Below are 18,571 nucleotides of genomic sequence, written 5' to 3'. Positions count from 1 at the left end.
CGGGGAAGTGAGAGGGGACAGCGGGGGTCAGGACTCGCGGCGCACGTCGGCGGGGGACTTGTCGGGCCGCAGGCCGCGCCACCGGGCATGACGCAGGATGCCGCCCGGGCTGAACTCGGCGAACTCCACCTCGCCCACCAGCTGCGGACGCACCCACAGGGCGTCGCGCGCATCGGTCGGCGGCACGCCGACGAACGGGTTCTCGTCGCTTGCGCAGCGGCTCGAGCAGCTCCTGCAGTCGCGCGAGCACCGAGTCGCTGAACCCGCTGCCCACCCGCCCGGCGTACCGCAGCCCGTCCGGCCCCGGGATCCCGAGGAGCAGCGATCCGATCGACCCGGACCGGCCCCCGCGCCCGGGCCTGATCGCCCCGATCACGACCTCCTGGGTCCGGGTGAGCTTCACCTTCAGCCAGTCGTCCGACCGCTGGCCCCGCCGGTAGCGCGAGGCAGGGTTCTTCACGACGATCCCCTCCAGCCGCAGCCGCTGGGCGGTCGCAAGCGCGTCGTCGACGTCATCGAACACCGGCGGCACCGCGATCTCGTCGATCGCTTCCCGGACCAGCCGCTCCAGAAGCCGGCGCCGCTCGCGCAGCGGCCGGGCCGCGACGTCCTCGTCGCCGACGGCGAGCACGTCGAACATGTGGTACCGCACCGGCGTGTGCGCGCGCTCGGCCGCGATCTGCCGCGCCCCCGTCAGGTGCATCCGGCTCTGGAGCCGGGTGAAACTCGGCCGTCCCGCGGCATCCAGTGCTATCACCTCGCCGTCGACGACGGCGGATGTCTCGCCCAGCCCCGCGTCGTGTCCGGTCAGCTCGGGGTAGCGCGCGGTGATGTCGGTGCCGCTGCGGGCGAACAGGCGCAGCGCGTGGCCGTCCCACACGCCGAGCGCACGAATGCCGTCCCACTTGACCTCGGCCCACGCACCCCAGCGTTCGGCGGCGGCCCGCGCCACGGACGGCTTGGCCGCTGTGGACAGCATCGGCGCGACCGCGGCGGCGCGATGCGCCGGCTCCGGATCGGCCTGGTCCGAGGCCGCCACCGGAGCGCCGTCGGACTGCACGCGGCCGTCCGCATCCGTCTTGGTCCGATGCAGCAGCCAGCTGGACTTCTCGCCGGCGCCCTGTGTGCGGATCAGCGCCAGCCGCACGGTTCCCAGCGGCCCACCCGGTCGGCCGTGCGCGGTGAAGATGACCTCGTCGTCGCGCCACTTCTCCGGATCGTAGCGGCCGTCGTCCCAGATCGTGACGCTGCCGCCGCCGTATTCGCCGCGCGGGATCGCGCCCTCGAACGAGCCGTACTCCAGCGGATGGTCCTCGGTCATCACGGCAAGGCTGTTCCGGCCACTGGTCGGCGGCACCCCGCGCGGCACCGCCCAGCTCACGAACACGCCGTCGTGCTCGAGCCGCAGATCCCAATGCAGTCGCCGGGCATGATGCTCCTGGATGACGAATCGAGGCGGCTGCCCGCCGGCGTGGGTGCGGCCAGCGGGTTGCCGGGCACCGGCTCGGGGGTGCGGGACGGGTCGCGTTTGGCGATGTAGGCCGACAGCGGGCCGGATGCCGCGGCCCGGCCGCCGGCGCGGAACCCGAGCGCACCCATCGGGTCGCCGATCCGGTCGGCGCGCTCGAGCACCTCGGCGATCTCGAGCTGGGCGAGTCCGGGGGCGGCCAGCTCCTCCCAGGTGCGCGGTGCGGCGACGGTGGGGTGCGCCCGTCCGCGCAGCGAGTACGGGGCGATCGTCGTCTTGCTGCCGTTGTTCTGGCTCCAGTCCAGGAGCACGCGCCCGGCGCGCAGCTCCTTGGCCATCCGGCTGACCACCAGGTCGGGGTGATCGGCCTCCAGCGCGCGGGCGAGCTCGCGGGCCACGGCGGAGGCCTGGTCGCTGGTCTGCTGCTGGTCCAGTCCGGCGTACAGGTGGATCCCCTTGCTGCCGCTGGTGACCGGATGCGGGTCGAGCCCCATGTCGGCCAGGATGGCGCGCGCCCAGAATGCGACCTGCGCGCATTCGGCCAGGCCCGTGCCCGGTCCGGGGTCGAGGTCGAGGACCAGGCGGTCCGGATTGCCGCGTCCGCCGTCCGGGGCGAACCGCCACTGCGGCACGTGCAGCTCGAGGCTCGCGACCTGCGCGAGGTAGACCAGCGTGGGCAGGTCGTCGACGAGCGGATAGTCCTTCTCGCCGGTCGAGTGGCGGATCGGCAGCCGGTGCACCCACTCCGGCGCTCCCGCCTCCAGGTGCTTGGCGAAGAACGGCGGCTGGTCGACGCCCTCCGGCCACCGCTTGCGCGTCACCGGACGCCCGGTGATGTGCGGCAGCAGCAGGGGCGCGATCCGCGTGTAGTAGTCGATCACCTCGCCCTTGGTGGTGCCGGTGGCCGGATAGAGCACCTTGTCGAGACGGCTCAGGCGCAGGCGGCGGCCGCCGATCTGCACCAGCTGTTCGTCGCCCATCTGCCCATCCTGCCCGCCGACCGGCATCGCGCGCACGCCCGTCGCGACATCCTCGATCCTTCAAGGCGTTGCCCCGTACGTGTTCGCAGTGTGTACTGAGTGCATGAGAGCGATCTGGAAGGGCTCCCTCACGTTCGGGCTGGTGAACGTGCCGGTCAAGGTGTACGCCGCCACCGAGGACCACGACGTGCGCCTGCACCAGGTGCACGCCGCCGACGGAGGTCGCATCCGATACCAGCGGGTGTGCGAGCTGGACGGCGAGGTCGTGCCGTACGCCGACATCGACCGCGCGTACGACGACGGCGAGCAGACTGTCGTGCTGAGCAAGGAGGACCTGGCGTCCCTGCCGAGCGAGCGCAGCCGCGAGATCGAGGTCGTCGAGTTCGTGCCGACCGATCAGCTGGACCCGCTGCTGTTCGAGAGCCCCTACTACCTCGAGCCCGATTCGAACTCGCCGAAGGCCTACGCCCTGCTGCGCGAGACGCTGGAGCGCACCGACCGCACCGCGATCGTGCGCTTCTCGCTGCGCCAGAAGACCCGGCTGGCGGCGCTGCGGGTGCGCGGCGACGTCCTGACGCTGCAGACCATGCGGTGGGCCGATGAGATCCGGGATGCCGCGTTCAGTGGGCTCGACGAGCCGGTCAAGATCTCCGACAAGGAGCTGAAGCTGTCGGCGGCTCTGGTGGAGAGCTTCGCGGCGGATTTCGACCCCGCCTCGTTCACCGACGAGTACCAGGACGAGCTGCGCACGCTCATCGACGCGAAGCTGGCCAAGGGCGAGACGATCGACACCGCCGAGACGTTCGGCGAGCGCGAGGAGGAGACCGGCGGCGAGGTCATCGACCTGATGGAGGCGCTGCGGGCCAGTGTCGAGCGCTCGCGCGCCGGCCGCGGCTCGAAGGCATCAGACGACGCGAAGGACGAGGCGGAGGGGTCGGCGGATGCCGGTGGTCGGACGCGCTCGAAGAAGAAGAAGGCGGGCTAATCCGGGGCATCCGTCGGCGGATGCGCCTGCGTCCGGGCCAGCTCCCTGCGCACCTTGCTGCGCTCCCGGAAGTAGTGCCAGACGGTGACGGTGATCGTGATCACCACGACGCCGAGCAGGATCAGGTCGATGTACTCGGTGACGAAATTGGCCACCCACGGGATGTAGCCGATGCCGTAGCCGAGCATCGTCAGGCCGAAGCCCCAGAGCACGGCGCCGATCAGGTTGTAGACGGAGTAGCGGCGCCAGGGCATGTGCCCCACTCCGGCTGCGACCGGTGCGAACGTGCGCACGACCGGGACGAAGCGGGCCAGGACCACGGTCAGGCCGCCGTAGCGCTCGAAGAAGGCGTTCGTGCGGTCGACGTTCTGCCGGCTGAACAGCCCCGACTCCTTCCGCTCGAACACGGCGGGGCCGCCCTTCGCTGCCGATCAGATAGCCCACCTCGCCGCCGACGAAGGCGGCCACGGCGATCAGCAGCGCGACCACCCAGACGTTCAGGCCGAAGATGTCGCTGGTGTTCGTCAGCAGTCCGGAGATGACCAGCAGCGTATCGCCGGGGAGGATGAAGCCGATCAGCAGCCCGGTCTCGGCGAAGACGATGAAGCACACCACCAGGAGGGCCCAGGGCCCGGCCGCGGCGATGATCGTCTCGGGGCTGAGCCAGGGGACGAGGTCTGCTGGGTGCACGTGGAGTCCCGTCGGAAGAGGGGCGGACAGCGGGAGCGGAAGCGGCAGAGTGCGGCACTCCGTGCGGAAGGTGGGACTTGAACCCACACGCCCGAAGGCACAGGAACCTAAATCCTGCGTGTCTGCCGCTTTCACCACTCCCGCGCGGTTCTCAGTCTACTGAGCGCGCTGTGTGCGCGCTGTGGGGATAACCCGACTGTTCGGCCGCCGGGCAGCCTGTGGACGAGGTCCCCTCTGCGTGGTCAGGCGCGGGCGTGATCACGACGGTCCGAGGAGGCAGCGAGGGCCTGCAGCGCGGCGACGAGCCGTCGCGTCGAGTCTTCGTCGAGTCGCGCCAGGAAGTCGGCCTCGACATCCGCGCGTGCCTTCTCGGCCGCGGTGACCCGCACTCGACCGGAAGCGGTGAGGGCCAGCGTGTTGCGGCGCCGGTCCCGCTCGTCTCGGCGCCGTTCCACGAGTCCGATGCGTTCCAATTCGTCGAGCATCGCCACGATCGAGGTCCGGTCGACCCCCAGTCGCGCACTGACCTCGATCTGCGAGAGCGCTTCGTCGGACGCGATGACGGAGAGCAGGGCGAGTTGGCGTGCCGTGAGGGCCAACGTCGCCAGAGCCGCATCCACCCGTAGCGCGAGACGGGCGTACGCGGTCTTCAGCAGATAGCCGAGCCGCTCGTCGAGCGGGGTCACATTGTCCACCATGGCGCCAATCTATCAGTACCACTGACGATCAGTCGCACTGACGATATACTCTCGTCATGGTCACCTTCGGAATCAAGACCACGCCCATGCACGTGGGCTATGAGGATGTCGTTCGCGTGTGGCGTGATGCCGACGCGGCGCCCGAGATCGCGGACGCCTGGCTCTGGGATCATCTGATGCCGCTCGCCCCGCCGACTGATGGCCCGCTCTTCGAGGGATGGACGCTTCTGAGCGCCCTCGCGGCGCAGACCCGGCGACTGGAGCTCGGGCTGCTCGTCACGAGCAATCGGCTGCGACATCCTGCACATCTCGGCAAGATCGCTTGCACGGTCGATGCGATCTCCAGCGGCCGGCTGATCATGGGCCTCGGTGTCGGGGGCACCGTGCAGCCGGCGGGTGCGGGGGGCTTCACCGCGAACCCCGCCGTCGCGGAGTACGCCGCCTACGGCATCGATCTCGTTCGCCCGAGCGAGGGGATCGCACGCCTCGTCGAGACACTGGACATCCTCGATCTGATGTGGACGGGAGGACCGTTCGACTTCGACGGTCCCTTCACCACTCTGCGCGGGACGGTCAGCGAGCCGCACCCGGCTCGTCGTCCTCCGCTGCTGCTGGGCGCCTGGGGCGACCGGATGCTGCGCCTCGTCGCCGAGCGGGCGGATGTCTGGAACATGCCGGGGCCGCCGCACAACGCGGTCGACGCGTTCGCCGAGCGCTCGGCGAGACTCGATGCGCTCTGTGCAGAAGCGGGACGCGACCCGTCGAGCCTCGGCCGTTCGGTGCAGCTCACGGTCGGCTACGACGACCTGGGGGCGACCCGAGCGACCGCAAGCAGGCTCATCGCCGTGGGGGCGACCCACCTGGTGTTCAACCTTCCGCGCGGGTACCCGGAAGGAATCGTGGGGAGGCTCGTCAAGCACGTCGTGAGTCCGCTCACCTGACCGTAACCGTCGGCTCCGCCGCCGGACAGCCTGTGGATAACTTTCGAGGCCGTTCGGCGATTCCTGCAACGATGCTGATATGAGCCTGGCCTATGCGTCGCAGGGCGACGGTGCCGCGCCCGCCGCCGAGCACATCGCCGAACGGGTGCGCGACCGGCTGCGGGCGGCGCAGGCCGATCCGGCGCGCGATCCGGAGCGGGCGACGCAGATCGCGTGGGCCGAGGTGCGCCGGTTCAACGACTATGCGCTGGCGCGGGGCGTGGCCACGATCGACGACGAGCAGGGGTGCGTGCGCGACGTGCTGGCGGCCGTATCGGGCTTCGGCCCGCTGCAGGCGTATCTGGATGATCCCACGGTCGAGGAGGTGTGGATCAACGCTCCGGACCGCATCTTCATCGCCCGCGACGGCGTGGCCCAGCGGGTGCCGCTGGTGCTCACCGACACGGCCGTGCGCGACCTCGTCGAGCGGATGCTGCAGGCCACCGGCCGGCGGGTCGACCTCAGCCAGCCCTTCGCCGACGCGTCCCTGCCGGACGGATCGCGCCTGCACGTGGTGATACCGGATGTGACCCGGCGCCACTGGTCGGTGAACATCCGCAAGTTCCTGCCGGCCTACCGCGAACTGGATCGCCTGGTGGAGGGCGGATCGATCACGGCTGAGGGCGCGCAGCTGCTGCGCACCGCGATGATCGACGGCCGCAGCATCCTGGTCTCCGGTGCCACCCATGCCGGCAAGACCACGCTGCTGGCCGCCCTGGTCGCCGCCGGCGCGCGGGGGCAGCGCATCGTGACGGTGGAGGAGACGTTCGAGCTGGCCGTGGACGCGCCCGACATCGTGGCGCTGCAGGGCCGCCAGCCGAGCCTGGAGGGATCCGGCGAGGTGACGCTGCGCCGACTGGTGAAGGAGGCGCTGCGGATGCGCCCGGACCGGCTCGTGGTCGGCGAGGTGCGCGACGCCGAGGCGCTCGACCTCGTCCTCGCGCTGAACACGGGCGTGCCGGGCGCCGCGACGATCCACGCGAACTCCGCGCGCGAGGCGCTCGTCAAGCTCGAGCGCTTGCCGCTGCTGGCCGGCCGCAACATCGACGCGGACTTCCTGCTGCCGGCGATCGCGACCTCGGTGCATCTGGTGGTGCACTGCGTCCGCGAGGCGGACGGCCGACGTCGCATCGGGCAGATCATCGCGCCGACCGGGCGGGTGGAGGACGGCCTCATCGAGACCCGCACGGTGTACGACGCGCCGGCCGAGCGCCGACGGGGAGACGCATGACGATCGTGTGGGGTGCCGTGCTGGCCGCGGGCCTGCTGCTCGCCCTGTCGCCGTGGCTGTGGCCGGCCGGGCGCACCCCGCGGCCGCGCACACCGGGCGCGTTGGATCGCCTGCTGGAGGCAAGCCGGGTACGCCCACGTCCCGCCGAAGGTGCCGGTGCTCGTGGCCGCACTTCTCGCCCTGGTCGCCGGCGCGGTGGCCTGGCTGCTCATCCCGGTGCCGATCGTCGCGGTGCTGGCCGTGGCCGCGGGGGCGATCGCGCCCCTTCTCTGGCTGCGCGCGCGTCGACTGCGGCTCCTGCGACTGCGCCGGGCGCTGTGGCCGGACGTCTGCGACCTGCTGATCGCGTCGGTGCGGGCGGGGATGTCGCTGCCCGACGCGGTCGCATCGCTCCAGACATCCGGTCCTCCCGCCCTGCGGCCCGCCTTCGCCGCCTTCGCCCGCGACGTCTCGGCGTCCGGGCACTTCGACTCCAGCGCCGCGCGGCTCAAGGTGGCCCTGTCCGATCCGATCGCGGACCGCATCGTGGAGACCCTGCGCATGGCACGCCAGGTGGGCGGCACCGAGCTGGTGCCCGTGCTGCGCGCCCTGGCGACCTCCGTCCGCGCGGATGCCGCACTGCGGGCCGAAGTCGAGGCGCGTCAGTCCTGGATCCGGGGCGCCGCGGTGCTCGGCGTGGTCGCACCGTGGGTGATCCTCGCGCTTCTGGCCATGCGGCCCGAGGGCGCGCACGCGTACAGCAGCCCGCAGGGGATCGCGCTGATCCTGGTCGGCGCGGTCGTCTCGTTCCTCGCCTACCGGGTGATGATCCGCCTGGGCCGGCTGCCCGAGCCGCGGCGGTGGTTCGGATGATCGGCATCACCAACGCCGCCCTGGCGATCGTGCTCGGCGGAGGGCTGGGGGCCGGCATCTGCCTGCTGCTCGCGCTGCCGCCCGGTGGGGTGCGCCGAGCCTGGAGCGAAGGATCGCGCCGTACATCCGCGACGTCGCCGACCCGCAGGGACTGACACCGCTGGCGCCGGTGCCGTCGCCGACCGCGCTGTGGCAGGGGTCGGCAGGACCGACTCGCGAGCGTCCTGGGCGGGACGGATGCCGTGGCCCGCCGGCTGCGCCAGTCCGGGCGCCGGGCGGACGGCGCCGGTCTCGCGGCGTATCGCGCGCGACAGCTGGTCTGGCTGCTGGGCGGGCTGGTGGTCGGAGGGCTCATCACGGTCGCGCTCGTGCTGACCGGGCGGTTCACGCCGGTCGCGGTCGCGGTGCCGGTGATCGCGGCGATCGCCGCGGCCGCGATCTGCGACCAGATCCTGAGCCGGGCGGCACGCGCACGCGTCGCGCGGGTGGAGGAGGAGCTGCCCACCGTTCTGGAGTTCCTCGCACTGTGCCTGTCGGCCGGTGAGGGCATCCTCGACTCGCTTGCGCCGCGTCGGCCAGGTCGGGGCGGGCGAGCTCACCGGTGAGCTTGCGCACGATGGTGCTGGCCGTCGGGACCGGTTCGACGCTGTCCGAGTCGTTGACCGCCCTCGGTCGCGGACTGCAGATCCCGGCCCTGACCCGCGCGATCGATCACATCGTGGCGGCGCTGGATCGCGGCGCGCCACTGGCGCAGGTGCTGCAGGCGCAGGCGGTCGACGCCCGCGAGGACGCCAAGCGCGGACTCATCGAGCGGGCCGGGCGCAAAGAGATCCTGATGCTCCTGCCGCTGGTGTTCCTGATCCTTCCGCTGTCGGTGCTGTTCGCCGTGTTCCCGGGGGTCTTCATGCTGCGGCTGGGCATCGGATGAGACGAGATCGTGACACGAGTGAGGAGAAGAACATGCAGGAGATCGCGCGAAGCGCCGGACCGCCTGCCGGTCGGCATGGGGCAGAGTGCGTCGAGTGTGGGCGGGCGAGGTCTCGGACGACCGTGGAGACGTCCCGGGCTGGGTGCTGATCACGTTGATGACGGCCGGTCTGGTCGTGGTGATCTGGGCCCTGGCCGGCCCCGCGCTGGCCGACCTGTTCGAGCAGGCGATCGACAAGGTGTCGGGGCTGTAGCAGGATGCGTGAGCGCCCTGGCCGCCATGACCGTGACGACCGCGGCTCGAGTCCGGTCGAGTTCGTGCTGGTCGGCGCCCTGCTGACGCTGCTCACCCTCGGGGTGCTCGAGCTGGGACTGGCGGTCTACGTCCGCAATGTCGTCCATGACGCCGCCGTCGAAGGCGCGTACCGCGCGGCGCTGGCGGACGAGACGCTGGCCGACGGCGCCGCACGGACCCGGGCGCTGATCAGTCGGGCAGTCGGCACGGCCTATGCCGGCGATGTCACGGCGACCGCGCAGACGCTCGGTGGAGCCCCCGTCGTGCGGGTGACGGTCCGGGCGCCCCTCCCGCTGGTCGGACTGCTCGGCGCGCCCCGGGGACTGGAGGTGAGCGCGGATGCTCCCGCGGAGAGCTTCGACTGAGTGTCCGCCGGCCGACCACGACCTCGCGGACCGCGGATCTGCGGCGCTCGAGTTCATCCTCGTCGGGCTGCTCTTGCTCGTCCCGATCGTGTACCTGGTCATCGCACTGGGGGCGATCCAGGAGCAGTCCCTGGGTGCCGAGTCCGGCGCCCGGCACATCGCCCGTGCGGTGGCGACGGCACCCGACGAGGCCGCAGCCCGCGAACGCGCGGAGGCGGTCCTGGGATCGATCGTGGCGGAATACGGGATGGACGCCGGCGACGTCGACCTCGCCGTGACGTGCGCTCCGGCGGGCGGCGCATGCCCGCGCGCGGGGGCGACCCTCACCGTCACCGTGCGCACCCGGGTGGCCTTGCCGCTGGTCCCGCCCATCCTCGGACTGGATCGGGCCGCGAGCATCCCGATCGAAGCATCGTCCGCGCAGCGGGTCTCGCGCCTCTGGGGCGCATCGTGATCCGGCGCGGGCGCAGGACCGGCGTCCACGACCGGCCCAGCCTCGATGACGAGCCCAGCGCCGAGGACGCGGGCAGGCATCCTGCTGCTGACGATCGGGTACGCGGTGCTAGCCCTGGTCGCCGTGCTCGTCTGCGTGGACGCCACCTCGCTGTATCTGTCGCAGAAGAAGCTGGATGCGTTGGCGGATGCCGCGGCACTGGCGGGTGCGGACGGGTTCGCATTGACTGCCGACGACGGAGCGGCCACCGCCGCGCTGACCGGTGACGCCGTACGTGCGCAGGCAGCCGCGCTCGTCGCGGACGTGGGCACCGGCGCGCGACTGGTGTCGGCCGACACGCCGGACGGCCTGTCGGCACGCGTGCGGGTGGCCCAGACGTGGCATCCGCCGGTGGTGACCATTTTCGTCCCCGACGGCTACCTGCTCGAGGCGACCGCGACCAGCCGAACCGCGTTGCGCTGAGGCGGCCGCTTCACCGCGGCCGGCTCACCGTGGCAGGGCGAGATACGCGTGCGCGAATGCCACCGCCATCCCGCCCTCGCCGACGCCGGCGGCGACCCGCTTGACCGAGCCCGACCGCACGTCGCCGACGGCGAACACGCCGGGGGCACTCGTCTCCAGGGCGAACGGGCGGCGTGGGGCCGTCCACTGCGGGGTGTCGGCGGCATCCGGTCCGGTGACGATGAAGCCGTGCGCGTCGCGCGCGATCGCGGGCGGCAGCCAGCCGGTCGCGGCATCCGCGCCGATCATCACGAACACGACCGCGGCGTCGCGGCGCTCGGTGCGGCCGGTGTCGGCATCGTGCACGTCGATCGCCTCGAGGCCGGCGCCGCCGTGGAACCCGGTGATCTGGCTGCCCACGGCCACCCGGATGCCGTCGTTGGCGACGATCTGGTCGATCAGATACCGCGACATGCTCGTCGCCAGCGACGGACCGCGCACCAGGATGGTGACCGACCGGGCGTGCCGCGAGAAGAAGAGCGCCGCCTGTCCCGCGGAGTTGCCCGCCCCGACGATGCAGACGTCGGCGCCCTGGGCGAGCGAGGAGTCGCTGCGGGCGGCACCGTAGTAGACGCCACTGCCCAGGAACCTCTCGATGCCCGCGACCGGCAGGGTGCGCCAGGCCACACCGGTCGCGATGACCGCCATCGACGCCTCCAGCACGGTCCCGCCGTCCAGCGTGATCCGGGAGCGATCGCCCCGCGGCTCGATCGCGGTCACGGTGCGGGTCACGACGATCTCGGCGCCGAGCCGCTTGGCCTGCTTCAGGGCCCGGCTGGCCAGGTCGTCACCGGAGATCCCGAACGGGAAGCCGGTGTAGTTCTCGATGCGGGTGGATGTCCCGGCCTGTCCGCCGGGCGCGAGTCCCTCGATCACCACGGTGGTCAACCCCTCGGCCGCGCCGTTGACGGCGGCGGTCAGTCCGGCCGGGCCGGCGCCCAGGATCACCAGGTCGTATCGGGCCGACGCCGGTTCGACGTCCAGCCCCACCAGCTCGGCGACCGCGCGCATCGGCGGGTCCACGAGCCGGGTCCCGGCGGTCTCGAGCACCGGATGGCCGTCGGCGGACGGCTCGTCCAGCGTCACCCGGTCGAAGGCGACCTGGTTGCGGGTGAGGAAGCCGACCAGTGCGTGGGTTCCGGCATCCCGACGCGGTCCGACCACGCGCACGAGGGTCGCGGGCTGCTCCGCGGCCATCTCCTGCAGCGAGTCGAGATAGGCCCGCGCCAGCCCGGCGACCCGGGCCGGCACGCTCGGGGCGGCGGCGGCCAGCGTGTAGAAGACCGCAGCGTCGAGCTTGATCACCCGGGAAGCGACGCCGGCCCGCCCGCTCGCCGGGAACGGCGTGCTGAGGGTCATCGGCACCTCGCCGAAGAAGTGACCGGGACGGCGGCGTCCTATCACGCGCTCCTCGCCGTTGATCACCTTGGTGATCTCGGCGCCGCCCTCGATCACGACGAACAGCGCCCGCTCGTCGCCCTCGTGCGCGAAGTACTCGCCGGGGGAGAGGCGGATGTCCTCGACGGCGCCGGCGAGGTAGGTCAGCGCGGATTCGGGCAGGGGTGCGAAGATCGGGATCTCGCGCAGCGCGTCGACCGTGATCATGGGGCGGCCGTCGCACGCGGCCGGATGTCGTCCTCGTCCATCACTGCACAGAGTAGCGCTCAGCGCGGCGGTGAGTTCTGCCGCTCGTGCGGGACGAACCGGGGGATCCAGCGCAGGAACCCGACCGCGCCCAGCAGAGCGAACGCGCCGACGGCGCCGGTTGCCAGCGACAGCGACCATACGGCGGTCAGGGCCGAGACCATCAGCGGGGCCGCCGCTCCGCCGGCATCGGTCAGCGTGCGCCAGGAACCGAGGAACGCGGCCGGGTCGGCCTGTGGGGCCAGGTCCGCGCCGAGGGTCATCAGGATGCCGCTGGACATGCCGTTTCCGACCCCCAGGGCCGCCGCGAACAGGGCGTACCACATGGCCGCCTCGGGCAGATCGTGGGTGGAGGCGAGGGCGATGAAACCCGCGCCCATGATCAGCATCGCCGGCAGGGCGGCCCACAGCCGGCCGAATCGGTCCATCACCTGACCGCTCGCATAGAACAGCGCGAAATCCAGCGCGCCCGACACGCCGACCACGACCGCGATCGTCTGCGCATCCAGCCCGATCGACACGCCCCACAGCGGCAGCACCACCTGACGCGCCGACCGCGTCGCCGACAGGGCCGCGGCGGCCACGCCGAGGCGCGAGAGAGTGGCGGTGCTCCCGCATGGTGCGGAACACGCCGGGCGACCCCGGCCGCGTCACCCGGACGGGGCCGGTGATGGTCTCGCCGGTGTCCTCGTCGAGCAGGGGATCGGACGGTGCATGGGTTCGTGCCAGGGCGGCCGCGGCATCCTTCTCCGGATCGGGGCCGAGCAGCACGAGCAGCACCACCCCGACCAGGCACACCAGCGCGAACCAGATCGCGGAGTGCTCGTCGCCGAACACGCCGAGCAGGCCGGCGGCGACGAACGGACCGATGAACACTCCGAGCCGGAAGGATCCGCCCAGAAGCGACAGCGCGCGGGCGCGGAATGCCAGCGGGATGCGGGTGGTCATGAACGAGTGGCGGGCCAGCCCGAACACGGCCGCGCAGAAGCCCAGGATGAACACCGCGATGGTGAGGGTGCCGAGGTTCGGCGCTGCCAGCAGTGCGACGCTGGCCGCGATCGCCGCAGAGCCGCCGATGACCATCGTCATCCGTTCGCCGATCCTGGCGACCGCCCACCCGGCGGGGAGATTGCCGCACAGCTTGCCCACCACGAGCGCGGAGGACACCAAGGCGGCCAGAGCGACGCCGGCCCCCAGCTGCGAGGCGATGACCGGGATCAGCGGCAGCACGGCGCCCTCGCCGAGCGAGAACAGCAGGGTCGGACCGTAGATCATCGGACCGAAGCGCCACAGGACCGACCCCACGCGCAGAGGAGGGGAATCGCCGGTCACCGCATCCACGTTAGTCTGGAGTGCCATGCTCGAACTCGATCTGTCTGCCGACATCCAGGCCCTGCGCTCCACCTTCGCCGATATCCAGGCGGTGGTCGACGTGCCGCAAGCTCGAGTCGGACATCGCCCGGCTGAGCGAAGATGCGGGGGTTCCCGACCTGTGGGACGACCCGGCACGCGCGCAGCAGGTCACGAGCGCGCTCAGCCACCGCCAGTCCGAACTGGCCCGGATCACCGCGATCGGGCGACGCCTGGACGATCTCGAGGTGCTGATCGAACTCGCCAACGAGATGGACGACGAGGCCTCCGCCGCAGAGGCGCGTGCCGAACTGGCGTCCCTGGGCGAGGTCATCGGCCAGCTCGAAGTGCAGACCCTGCTGGACGGCGAGTACGACGCGAGGCCGGCGGTGGTCACCATCCGCGCCGGAGCCGGGGAGTGGATGCCGCGGACTTCGCCGAGATGCTCCTGCGGATGTATCTGCGCTGGGCCGAGCACCACAAGTACCCGGTCACCGTGATGGACACCTCGTACGCCGAAGAGGCGGGCGTCAAGTCCGCCACGTTCGAGGTGGACGCGCCGTATGCGTTCGGCACCCTGAGCGTCGAGGCCGGCACGCACCGGCTCGTGCGGATGAGCCCGTTCAACTCCGCCGGCAAGCGGCAGACCTCGTTCGCCGCGGTCGAGGTGATCCCGCTGATGGAGGAGGCGACCGAGGTCGACATCCCCGAGGCGGACATGCGCGTGGACGTGTTCCGCTCGTCCGGCCCCGGCGGTCAGTCGGTGAACACGACCGACTCGGCGGTGCGCATCACCCACCTGCCGACCGGGATCGTGGTCTCGATGCAGAACGAGAAGTCGCAGATCCAGAACCGCGCCGCCGCGCTGCGCGTCCTGCAATCACGGCTGCTGCCTGCAGAAGGAGCAGGAGGCGGCGACCAAGAAGGAGCTCGCCGGCACCATCACCGCCAGCTGGGGCGACCAGATGCGCTCGTACGTGCTGGCGCCGTACCAGATGGTCAAGGATCTGCGCACCGACCACGAGGTGAACAACCCGCAGGCCGTGTTCGACGGCGACCTGGACGGCTTCATCGCGGCCGGCATCCGGTGGCGCAAGCGCAAGACCGAGGACTGACACGCGGGGTGTCGCTCGGTCGCATCGGCATGCGTCCGCTTAGGCTGTCACAGCCATGATCCGGTTCGAGAACGTCACCAAGCGGTATCGCGGCACCGCGAAACCCGCTCTGCAGGATGTCGACTTCGAGGTGCAAGCGCGGAGAGTTCATCTTCCTCGTCGGCCCGTCGGGGTCCGGCAAATCGACCTGTCTGCGCATGATCCTGCGCGAAGAGACTCCCAGCGAAGGACGCGTCGTCGTCCTCGGGCGCGACCTGCGCATGCTGTCCAGTCGCAAGGTCCCGTACTTCCGGCGCCACATCGGGGCGGTGTTCCAGGACTTCCGGCTCCTGCCGACCAAGACGATCTTCCAGAATGTGGCGTTCGCGCTGCAGGTGATCGGCTCGTCGCGCGCCTTCATCCGCCAGGCGGTGCCCGAGGCGCTCGCACTGGTGGGGCTGCAGGACAAGGGCAAGCGGCTCCCGCACGAGCTGTCCGGCGGCGAGCAGCAGCGGGTCGCGATCGCGCGCGCGATCGTCAACCGCCCGCAGGTGCTGCTGGCCGACGAGCCCACCGGCAACCTCGACCCCGGCACGTCGGTGGACATCATGCAGCTGCTGGCGCGGATCAACGAGACCGGCACGACCGTGGTGATGGCCACGCACGAGGCCGGGTTCGTCGACCAGATGAAGCGCCGCGTGATCGAGCTTGCACCAGGGCGAGATGGTCCGCGACGAGCGGCACGGCGGCTACGGGGACACCTCGAGCCTGCCCAGCCTCGCGCCCGGACCCGAGCGCGGAGCGGCATCGGTCGCGGCTCTCACCGCGGTGCTGGAGGTGCACCGCGAGACCGTCGAAGCGGGCGGCTCGGTGCCGGCCCCGGAGCAGGATGTGGCACGCGAGCAGGATGTGGCACGCGAGCAGGATGCCGCACCCGAGCAGGATGCCGAGGACGAAGCGCCGTCCGACGAGGCGGCGGATGTCGCCGGGATCGGCGTGGACGAACTGGGCCTGGCAGACCGGCTCGGACTGGATGAGCGCGACGACGAAGTGGGTCCCACGCGATGAGGGCGGGTCTGATCTTCGGCGAGGCACTGACCGGTCTGCGCCGCAACGCCTCCATGGTCATCTCGATCGTGCTGGTCACATTCGTGTCGCTGACGTTCGTCGGCGCGGCCATCCTGATGCAGGCCCAGATCGGCACCATGCGCGACTTCTGGACCGGGCGTGCGCAGGTGCAGGTCACGATGTGCATCGACGGCGCCCGCGAGGCGACGTGTGATGACGGGGCTGCCACCGACAAGCAGATCCAGACGGTGCGCGACCAGCTGAACGGCGCGGGGCTGAAGCCGCTGATCAGCAAGGTGCGCTACGAGACGCCAGAGCAGGCGTACAAGAACGCCCTGGAGCTGCTCGGCGCCGACTACAAGGACATCCTCTCGCCGGACCAGTTCGGCGCGAGCTTCTACGTCAACCTCGTCGACCCCGAGAACTCGGCGGTGATCACCGAGGCGTTCGCCGGCAAGAAGGGCGTGCAGGTGGTGCAGGACCAGATGCAGCTTGCCGAGCCGCTGTTCTCGGCGCTCACCGTGGCCACCTACATCGCCGTCGGCATCGCCGGGCTCATGCTGATCGCGGCCGTGCTGCTGATCGCCACCACCATCCGCCTGTCCGCCTATTCGCGACGCCGAGAGCTGCGGATCATGCGTCTGGTGGGCGCCTCCAACCGATTCATCCAGACGCCGTTCATCCTGGAGGGGGTGTTCGCCGCCCTGATCGGCTCGGTGCTGGCATCTGTCGCGATCTGGGCCGGCGTGCAGTTCGGCGTGCACGGCTACCTCCGCTCCCGGGTGGACTTCATCACCACCTGGGTGGACATGAAGGACGTCGCCTACGTGATCCCCATCATGATCGCCATCGGCGTGGTCCTCGCCGCGGTCTCGGCCGGCTTCGCGATCCGACGATGGCTGCGCGCCTGAGGTCGAGGGATGCCGCAAGCGGGCAGGACCGGATCGCTGCGTTAGACTGATGGGCTGTCGCCGATCGGGCGGCCGCCGCATCCGTGCGCACCCATCCGCCCCACCCCAGAGGAGCCCTCATGCCCGCCGAACGCGGGGAGAAGGTCGTCGCGACCAACCGTCGCGCGCGGCACGACTACTCCATCGAGAAGACCTACGAGGCGGGCCTGGTCCTGACCGGCACCGAGGTGAAGTCGCTGCGTGAGGGCCGGGCGACCCTCACCGACGGATACGCCTACATCGAAGGCGGCGAGGCGTTCCTGGACGCGGTGAACATCCCTCAGTACCTGCAGGGCAATTGGACCAACCACGCCGCCAAGCGCACCCGCAAGCTGCTGCCGACGAAGAGGAGATCGTGCGCCTCTCGCACGCGGTCTCGGCCGGCGGGTACACCCTGGTCCCGCTGCGACTGTACTTCTCCGACGGCCGGGTGAAGGTCGAGATCGCCGTCGCCAAGGGCAAGCGCGAGTTCGACAAGCGGCAGACGCTGCGCGAGCGGCAGGACAAGCGCGAAGCCGAGCGGGCCATGCGCACGAAGAATCGCCTGGGCGACTAGCTACGGCACCAGATCCACGACAGGCGTCTCGGCGTCGGTGAACGCGGTCTTCGGCACGAACAGCAGCAGCACGGCGGCCACCAGCGCCGTCACGCCGCACACCACCCAGACCGTGACATAGCCCGAGAACGAACCGGCGGTGCCGTCGGCGACCGCGCCCGATGCGCCGTGCAGGAGCGCGATGCCGAACACGCACGACGCGACGGCGCCGCCCACGGTCTTCACCGAGTTGGTCAGCCCGGTCGCGACGCTGGTCTGCGTGTGCGGCGCGGCGGATGCGGCCGCGGCCGGCAGCGCGGCGACCAGGGCACCGGACCCGATCCCCACGACCACCATGTTCACGATGACCTGCAGATACGTGCCGTGCAGCGGCAGGAACAGCAGGAACCCGACGCCGACGAGCACCGCGGCCACGATCAGCACGATGCGCGGAGCGACCAGCCGGGTGGCCAGAGGGTAGGTCAGGGCGCCGACGATCATCGCGATCAGGTACACGCCGATGATCAGCGAGGTGGCGAAGCCGCTGGTACCCAGGCCGAACCCGTAGACGCCCGGATCGGTGCGGGCGAACGTCGACAGCGGCGCCTGGGCGCCCAGCACGCTGACACCGAACAGCCCCGCCGTCAGGAACACCGGGCCCAGTGCCGGGGACCGGAACATCCGCACGTCGATCAGCGGGTCGGCGCAGCGCAGCTCCCACAGCGCGAACGGGATCACCAGCAGCACGCCGATCGCGACCACCGCCCACGACAGAGGATCGGCCGGGCCGTTCAGGCGCAGCATGCTCAGCCCGCCGGTGAACGCGATCAGGGCCAGCGAGATCAGCACCAGTCCGACGGTGTCGAAGATCCCGCCCGTCGGCTCCGGCGACTCCTTCACGCCGCACAGCACGACGAAGAAGCAGACGATGATCAGGATGCTGGGGACCAGCAGCACGATCCACAGGGGAAGCGCGTCCACCAGTGCACCGCCGACGAGGGCGCCGATGATCGCCCCGGACTCCAGCGCCGCCACCAGGATGCCGGCGGCCCGGGCCGTGATCGTGGAGCGGCCCTCCATCCGCCGGGCGCGCGACCAGATCAGCGCGATCTCCAGCGGCAGCCACACGACGTAGAACCCCATCAGCGCCCAGCCGACCAGGAACACCGCGAACGAGTCGGTGAACGGCAGCACGAGGGATGCCGCCCCGGTCACGGCGGTCGAGATCAGCAGCATCCGCCGGTGCCCGATCATGTCGCCCAGCTTCGCGAACGCCGGCACCACCAGCGCCGACAGCATCAGCTGGGTGCCTTCCAGCCAGTTCACGTCGGCGTCGTGGATGTGCAGGTGGCGGGCGATGTCGGTGAGCATCGGCGTGTAGTAGCCCTGCAGCACGCCACTGGTGAACTCGACGAAGGCGAGGAAGCCGACGACGCCCATCAGCATGCCGAGCGAGACGCGACCGGGCGCGACGCGTTGCGTCATCGTGCTCCTTTGCAGCGGG

General features: G+C 71.1%; 15 protein-coding genes, 1 tRNA gene and 6 pseudogenes. 15 read left to right on the top strand and 7 right to left on the bottom strand.

Annotated elements, in window-relative coordinates; all coding sequences use genetic code 11:
- Window positions 1–27 precede the first annotated feature (27 nt).
- Window positions 28–2,448, bottom strand: a pseudogene (locus L2X98_RS22010) (ATP-dependent DNA ligase).
- Window positions 2,449–2,551: 103 nt separating this feature from the next.
- On the opposite strand from L2X98_RS22010, the gene ku reads away from it, so the two are divergent.
- Complete coding sequence (gene ku / locus L2X98_RS01380; protein ID WP_259612096.1) at window positions 2,552–3,433, top strand: non-homologous end joining protein Ku; 882 nt, start codon at window positions 2,552–2,554, stop codon at window positions 3,431–3,433.
- Here the strand turns inward: ku and L2X98_RS01375 are convergent.
- The 3 genes and pseudogenes from L2X98_RS01375 to L2X98_RS01365 all read right to left on the bottom strand — a co-directional run bounded on the left by L2X98_RS01375 (window position 3,430) and on the right by L2X98_RS01365 (window position 4,821).
- Window positions 3,430–4,123: pseudogene (locus L2X98_RS01375) on the bottom strand (DedA family protein). The gene ku and the pseudogene L2X98_RS01375 sit on opposite strands and share 4 nt — an antisense overlap.
- A gap of 62 nt (window positions 4,124–4,185) precedes the next feature.
- Window positions 4,186–4,267, bottom strand: a tRNA-Leu gene (locus L2X98_RS01370).
- A 98-nt stretch (window positions 4,268–4,365) separates the two neighbouring features.
- Complete coding sequence (locus tag L2X98_RS01365; protein WP_259612095.1) at window positions 4,366–4,821, bottom strand: MarR family winged helix-turn-helix transcriptional regulator; 456 nt, start codon at window positions 4,819–4,821, stop codon at window positions 4,366–4,368.
- Between the two features lie 56 nt (window positions 4,822–4,877).
- Here L2X98_RS01365 and L2X98_RS01360 point away from each other — a divergent pair, with 56 nt between their 5' ends.
- The 10 genes from L2X98_RS01360 (at window position 4,878) to L2X98_RS01315 (ending at window position 10,387) form a co-directional block, all read left to right on the top strand.
- Complete coding sequence (locus tag L2X98_RS01360; protein ID WP_259612094.1) at window positions 4,878–5,762, top strand: LLM class flavin-dependent oxidoreductase; 885 nt, start codon at window positions 4,878–4,880, stop codon at window positions 5,760–5,762.
- 79 nt (window positions 5,763–5,841) lie between these two features.
- The gene (locus tag L2X98_RS01355; RefSeq protein WP_259612093.1) at window positions 5,842–7,032 is read left to right on the top strand and encodes a TadA family conjugal transfer-associated ATPase; all 1,191 of its coding nucleotides are present in this window, start codon (window positions 5,842–5,844) and stop codon (window positions 7,030–7,032) included.
- Window positions 7,033–7,182: 150 nt separating this feature from the next.
- Window positions 7,183–7,884 (top strand): type II secretion system F family protein, encoded by a 702-nt coding sequence (locus L2X98_RS01350; protein WP_354002867.1) that lies wholly within the window; start codon window positions 7,183–7,185, stop codon window positions 7,882–7,884.
- On the top strand, window positions 7,881–8,039 hold the full coding sequence (locus L2X98_RS01345) for a hypothetical protein (RefSeq protein WP_259612092.1): 159 nt from the start codon (window positions 7,881–7,883) through the stop codon (window positions 8,037–8,039). The genes L2X98_RS01350 and L2X98_RS01345 overlap by 4 nt, the downstream gene beginning before the upstream one ends.
- 87 nt (window positions 8,040–8,126) lie before the next feature.
- The gene (locus L2X98_RS01340; RefSeq protein ID WP_259612091.1) at window positions 8,127–8,489 is read left to right on the top strand and encodes a hypothetical protein; all 363 of its coding nucleotides are present in this window, start codon (window positions 8,127–8,129) and stop codon (window positions 8,487–8,489) included.
- Between the two features lie 11 nt (window positions 8,490–8,500).
- The gene (locus L2X98_RS01335) at window positions 8,501–8,812 is read left to right on the top strand and encodes a type II secretion system F family protein (protein ID WP_259612090.1); all 312 of its coding nucleotides are present in this window, start codon (window positions 8,501–8,503) and stop codon (window positions 8,810–8,812) included.
- Between the two features lie 94 nt (window positions 8,813–8,906).
- Window positions 8,907–9,065, top strand: coding sequence for a hypothetical protein (locus L2X98_RS01330; protein WP_259613431.1), 159 nt, complete (start codon window positions 8,907–8,909; stop codon window positions 9,063–9,065).
- Window positions 9,066–9,069: 4 nt separating this feature from the next.
- Window positions 9,070–9,471, top strand: coding sequence for a TadE/TadG family type IV pilus assembly protein (locus L2X98_RS01325; protein ID WP_259612089.1), 402 nt, complete (start codon window positions 9,070–9,072; stop codon window positions 9,469–9,471).
- A 73-nt stretch (window positions 9,472–9,544) separates the two neighbouring features.
- The gene (locus L2X98_RS01320) at window positions 9,545–9,925 is read left to right on the top strand and encodes a TadE family protein (RefSeq protein ID WP_259612088.1); all 381 of its coding nucleotides are present in this window, start codon (window positions 9,545–9,547) and stop codon (window positions 9,923–9,925) included.
- A 45-nt stretch (window positions 9,926–9,970) separates the two neighbouring features.
- Entirely contained in the window at window positions 9,971–10,387 is a 417-nt protein-coding gene (locus tag L2X98_RS01315; RefSeq protein WP_259612087.1) for a pilus assembly protein TadG-related protein, read from the top strand.
- Window positions 10,388–10,411: 24 nt separating this feature from the next.
- Here the strand turns inward: L2X98_RS01315 and L2X98_RS01310 are convergent, their stop codons facing one another.
- The gene (locus L2X98_RS01310) at window positions 10,412–12,031 is read right to left on the bottom strand and encodes an FAD-dependent oxidoreductase (RefSeq protein WP_259612086.1); all 1,620 of its coding nucleotides are present in this window, start codon (window positions 12,029–12,031) and stop codon (window positions 10,412–10,414) included.
- Between the two features lie 59 nt (window positions 12,032–12,090).
- Window positions 12,091–13,345 (bottom strand): annotated as a pseudogene (locus L2X98_RS01305) (MFS transporter).
- Between the two features lie 82 nt (window positions 13,346–13,427).
- On the opposite strand from L2X98_RS01305, the pseudogene prfB reads away from it, so the two are divergent.
- From prfB to smpB, 4 genes and pseudogenes are all read left to right on the top strand, one after another.
- A pseudogene (gene prfB / locus L2X98_RS01300) lies at window positions 13,428–14,535 on the top strand (peptide chain release factor 2).
- A 55-nt stretch (window positions 14,536–14,590) separates the two neighbouring features.
- Window positions 14,591–15,582: pseudogene (gene ftsE, locus L2X98_RS01295) on the top strand (cell division ATP-binding protein FtsE).
- Entirely contained in the window at window positions 15,579–16,493 is a 915-nt protein-coding gene (gene ftsX / locus L2X98_RS01290; protein ID WP_259612085.1) for a permease-like cell division protein FtsX, read from the top strand. The pseudogene ftsE and the gene ftsX overlap by 4 nt, the downstream one beginning before the upstream one ends.
- Window positions 16,494–16,612: 119 nt before the next feature.
- Window positions 16,613–17,088 (top strand): annotated as a pseudogene (smpB, locus tag L2X98_RS01285) (SsrA-binding protein SmpB).
- On the opposite strand, the gene L2X98_RS01280 reads toward smpB, so the two are convergent.
- Window positions 17,089–18,552 carry an MFS transporter gene (locus L2X98_RS01280; protein ID WP_259612084.1) on the bottom strand — a complete coding sequence of 488 codons (1,464 nt, stop codon included), beginning with the start codon at window positions 18,550–18,552 and terminating at the stop codon, window positions 17,089–17,091. It lies immediately after the preceding pseudogene.
- Window positions 18,553–18,571: the final 19 nt, after the last annotated feature.

This window comes from Microbacterium elymi, assembly GCF_021582895.2.
Lineage (GTDB): Bacteria > Actinomycetota > Actinomycetes > Actinomycetales > Microbacteriaceae > Microbacterium > Microbacterium humicola.
This window is presented reverse-complemented; position numbering and strand designations above follow the sequence as displayed.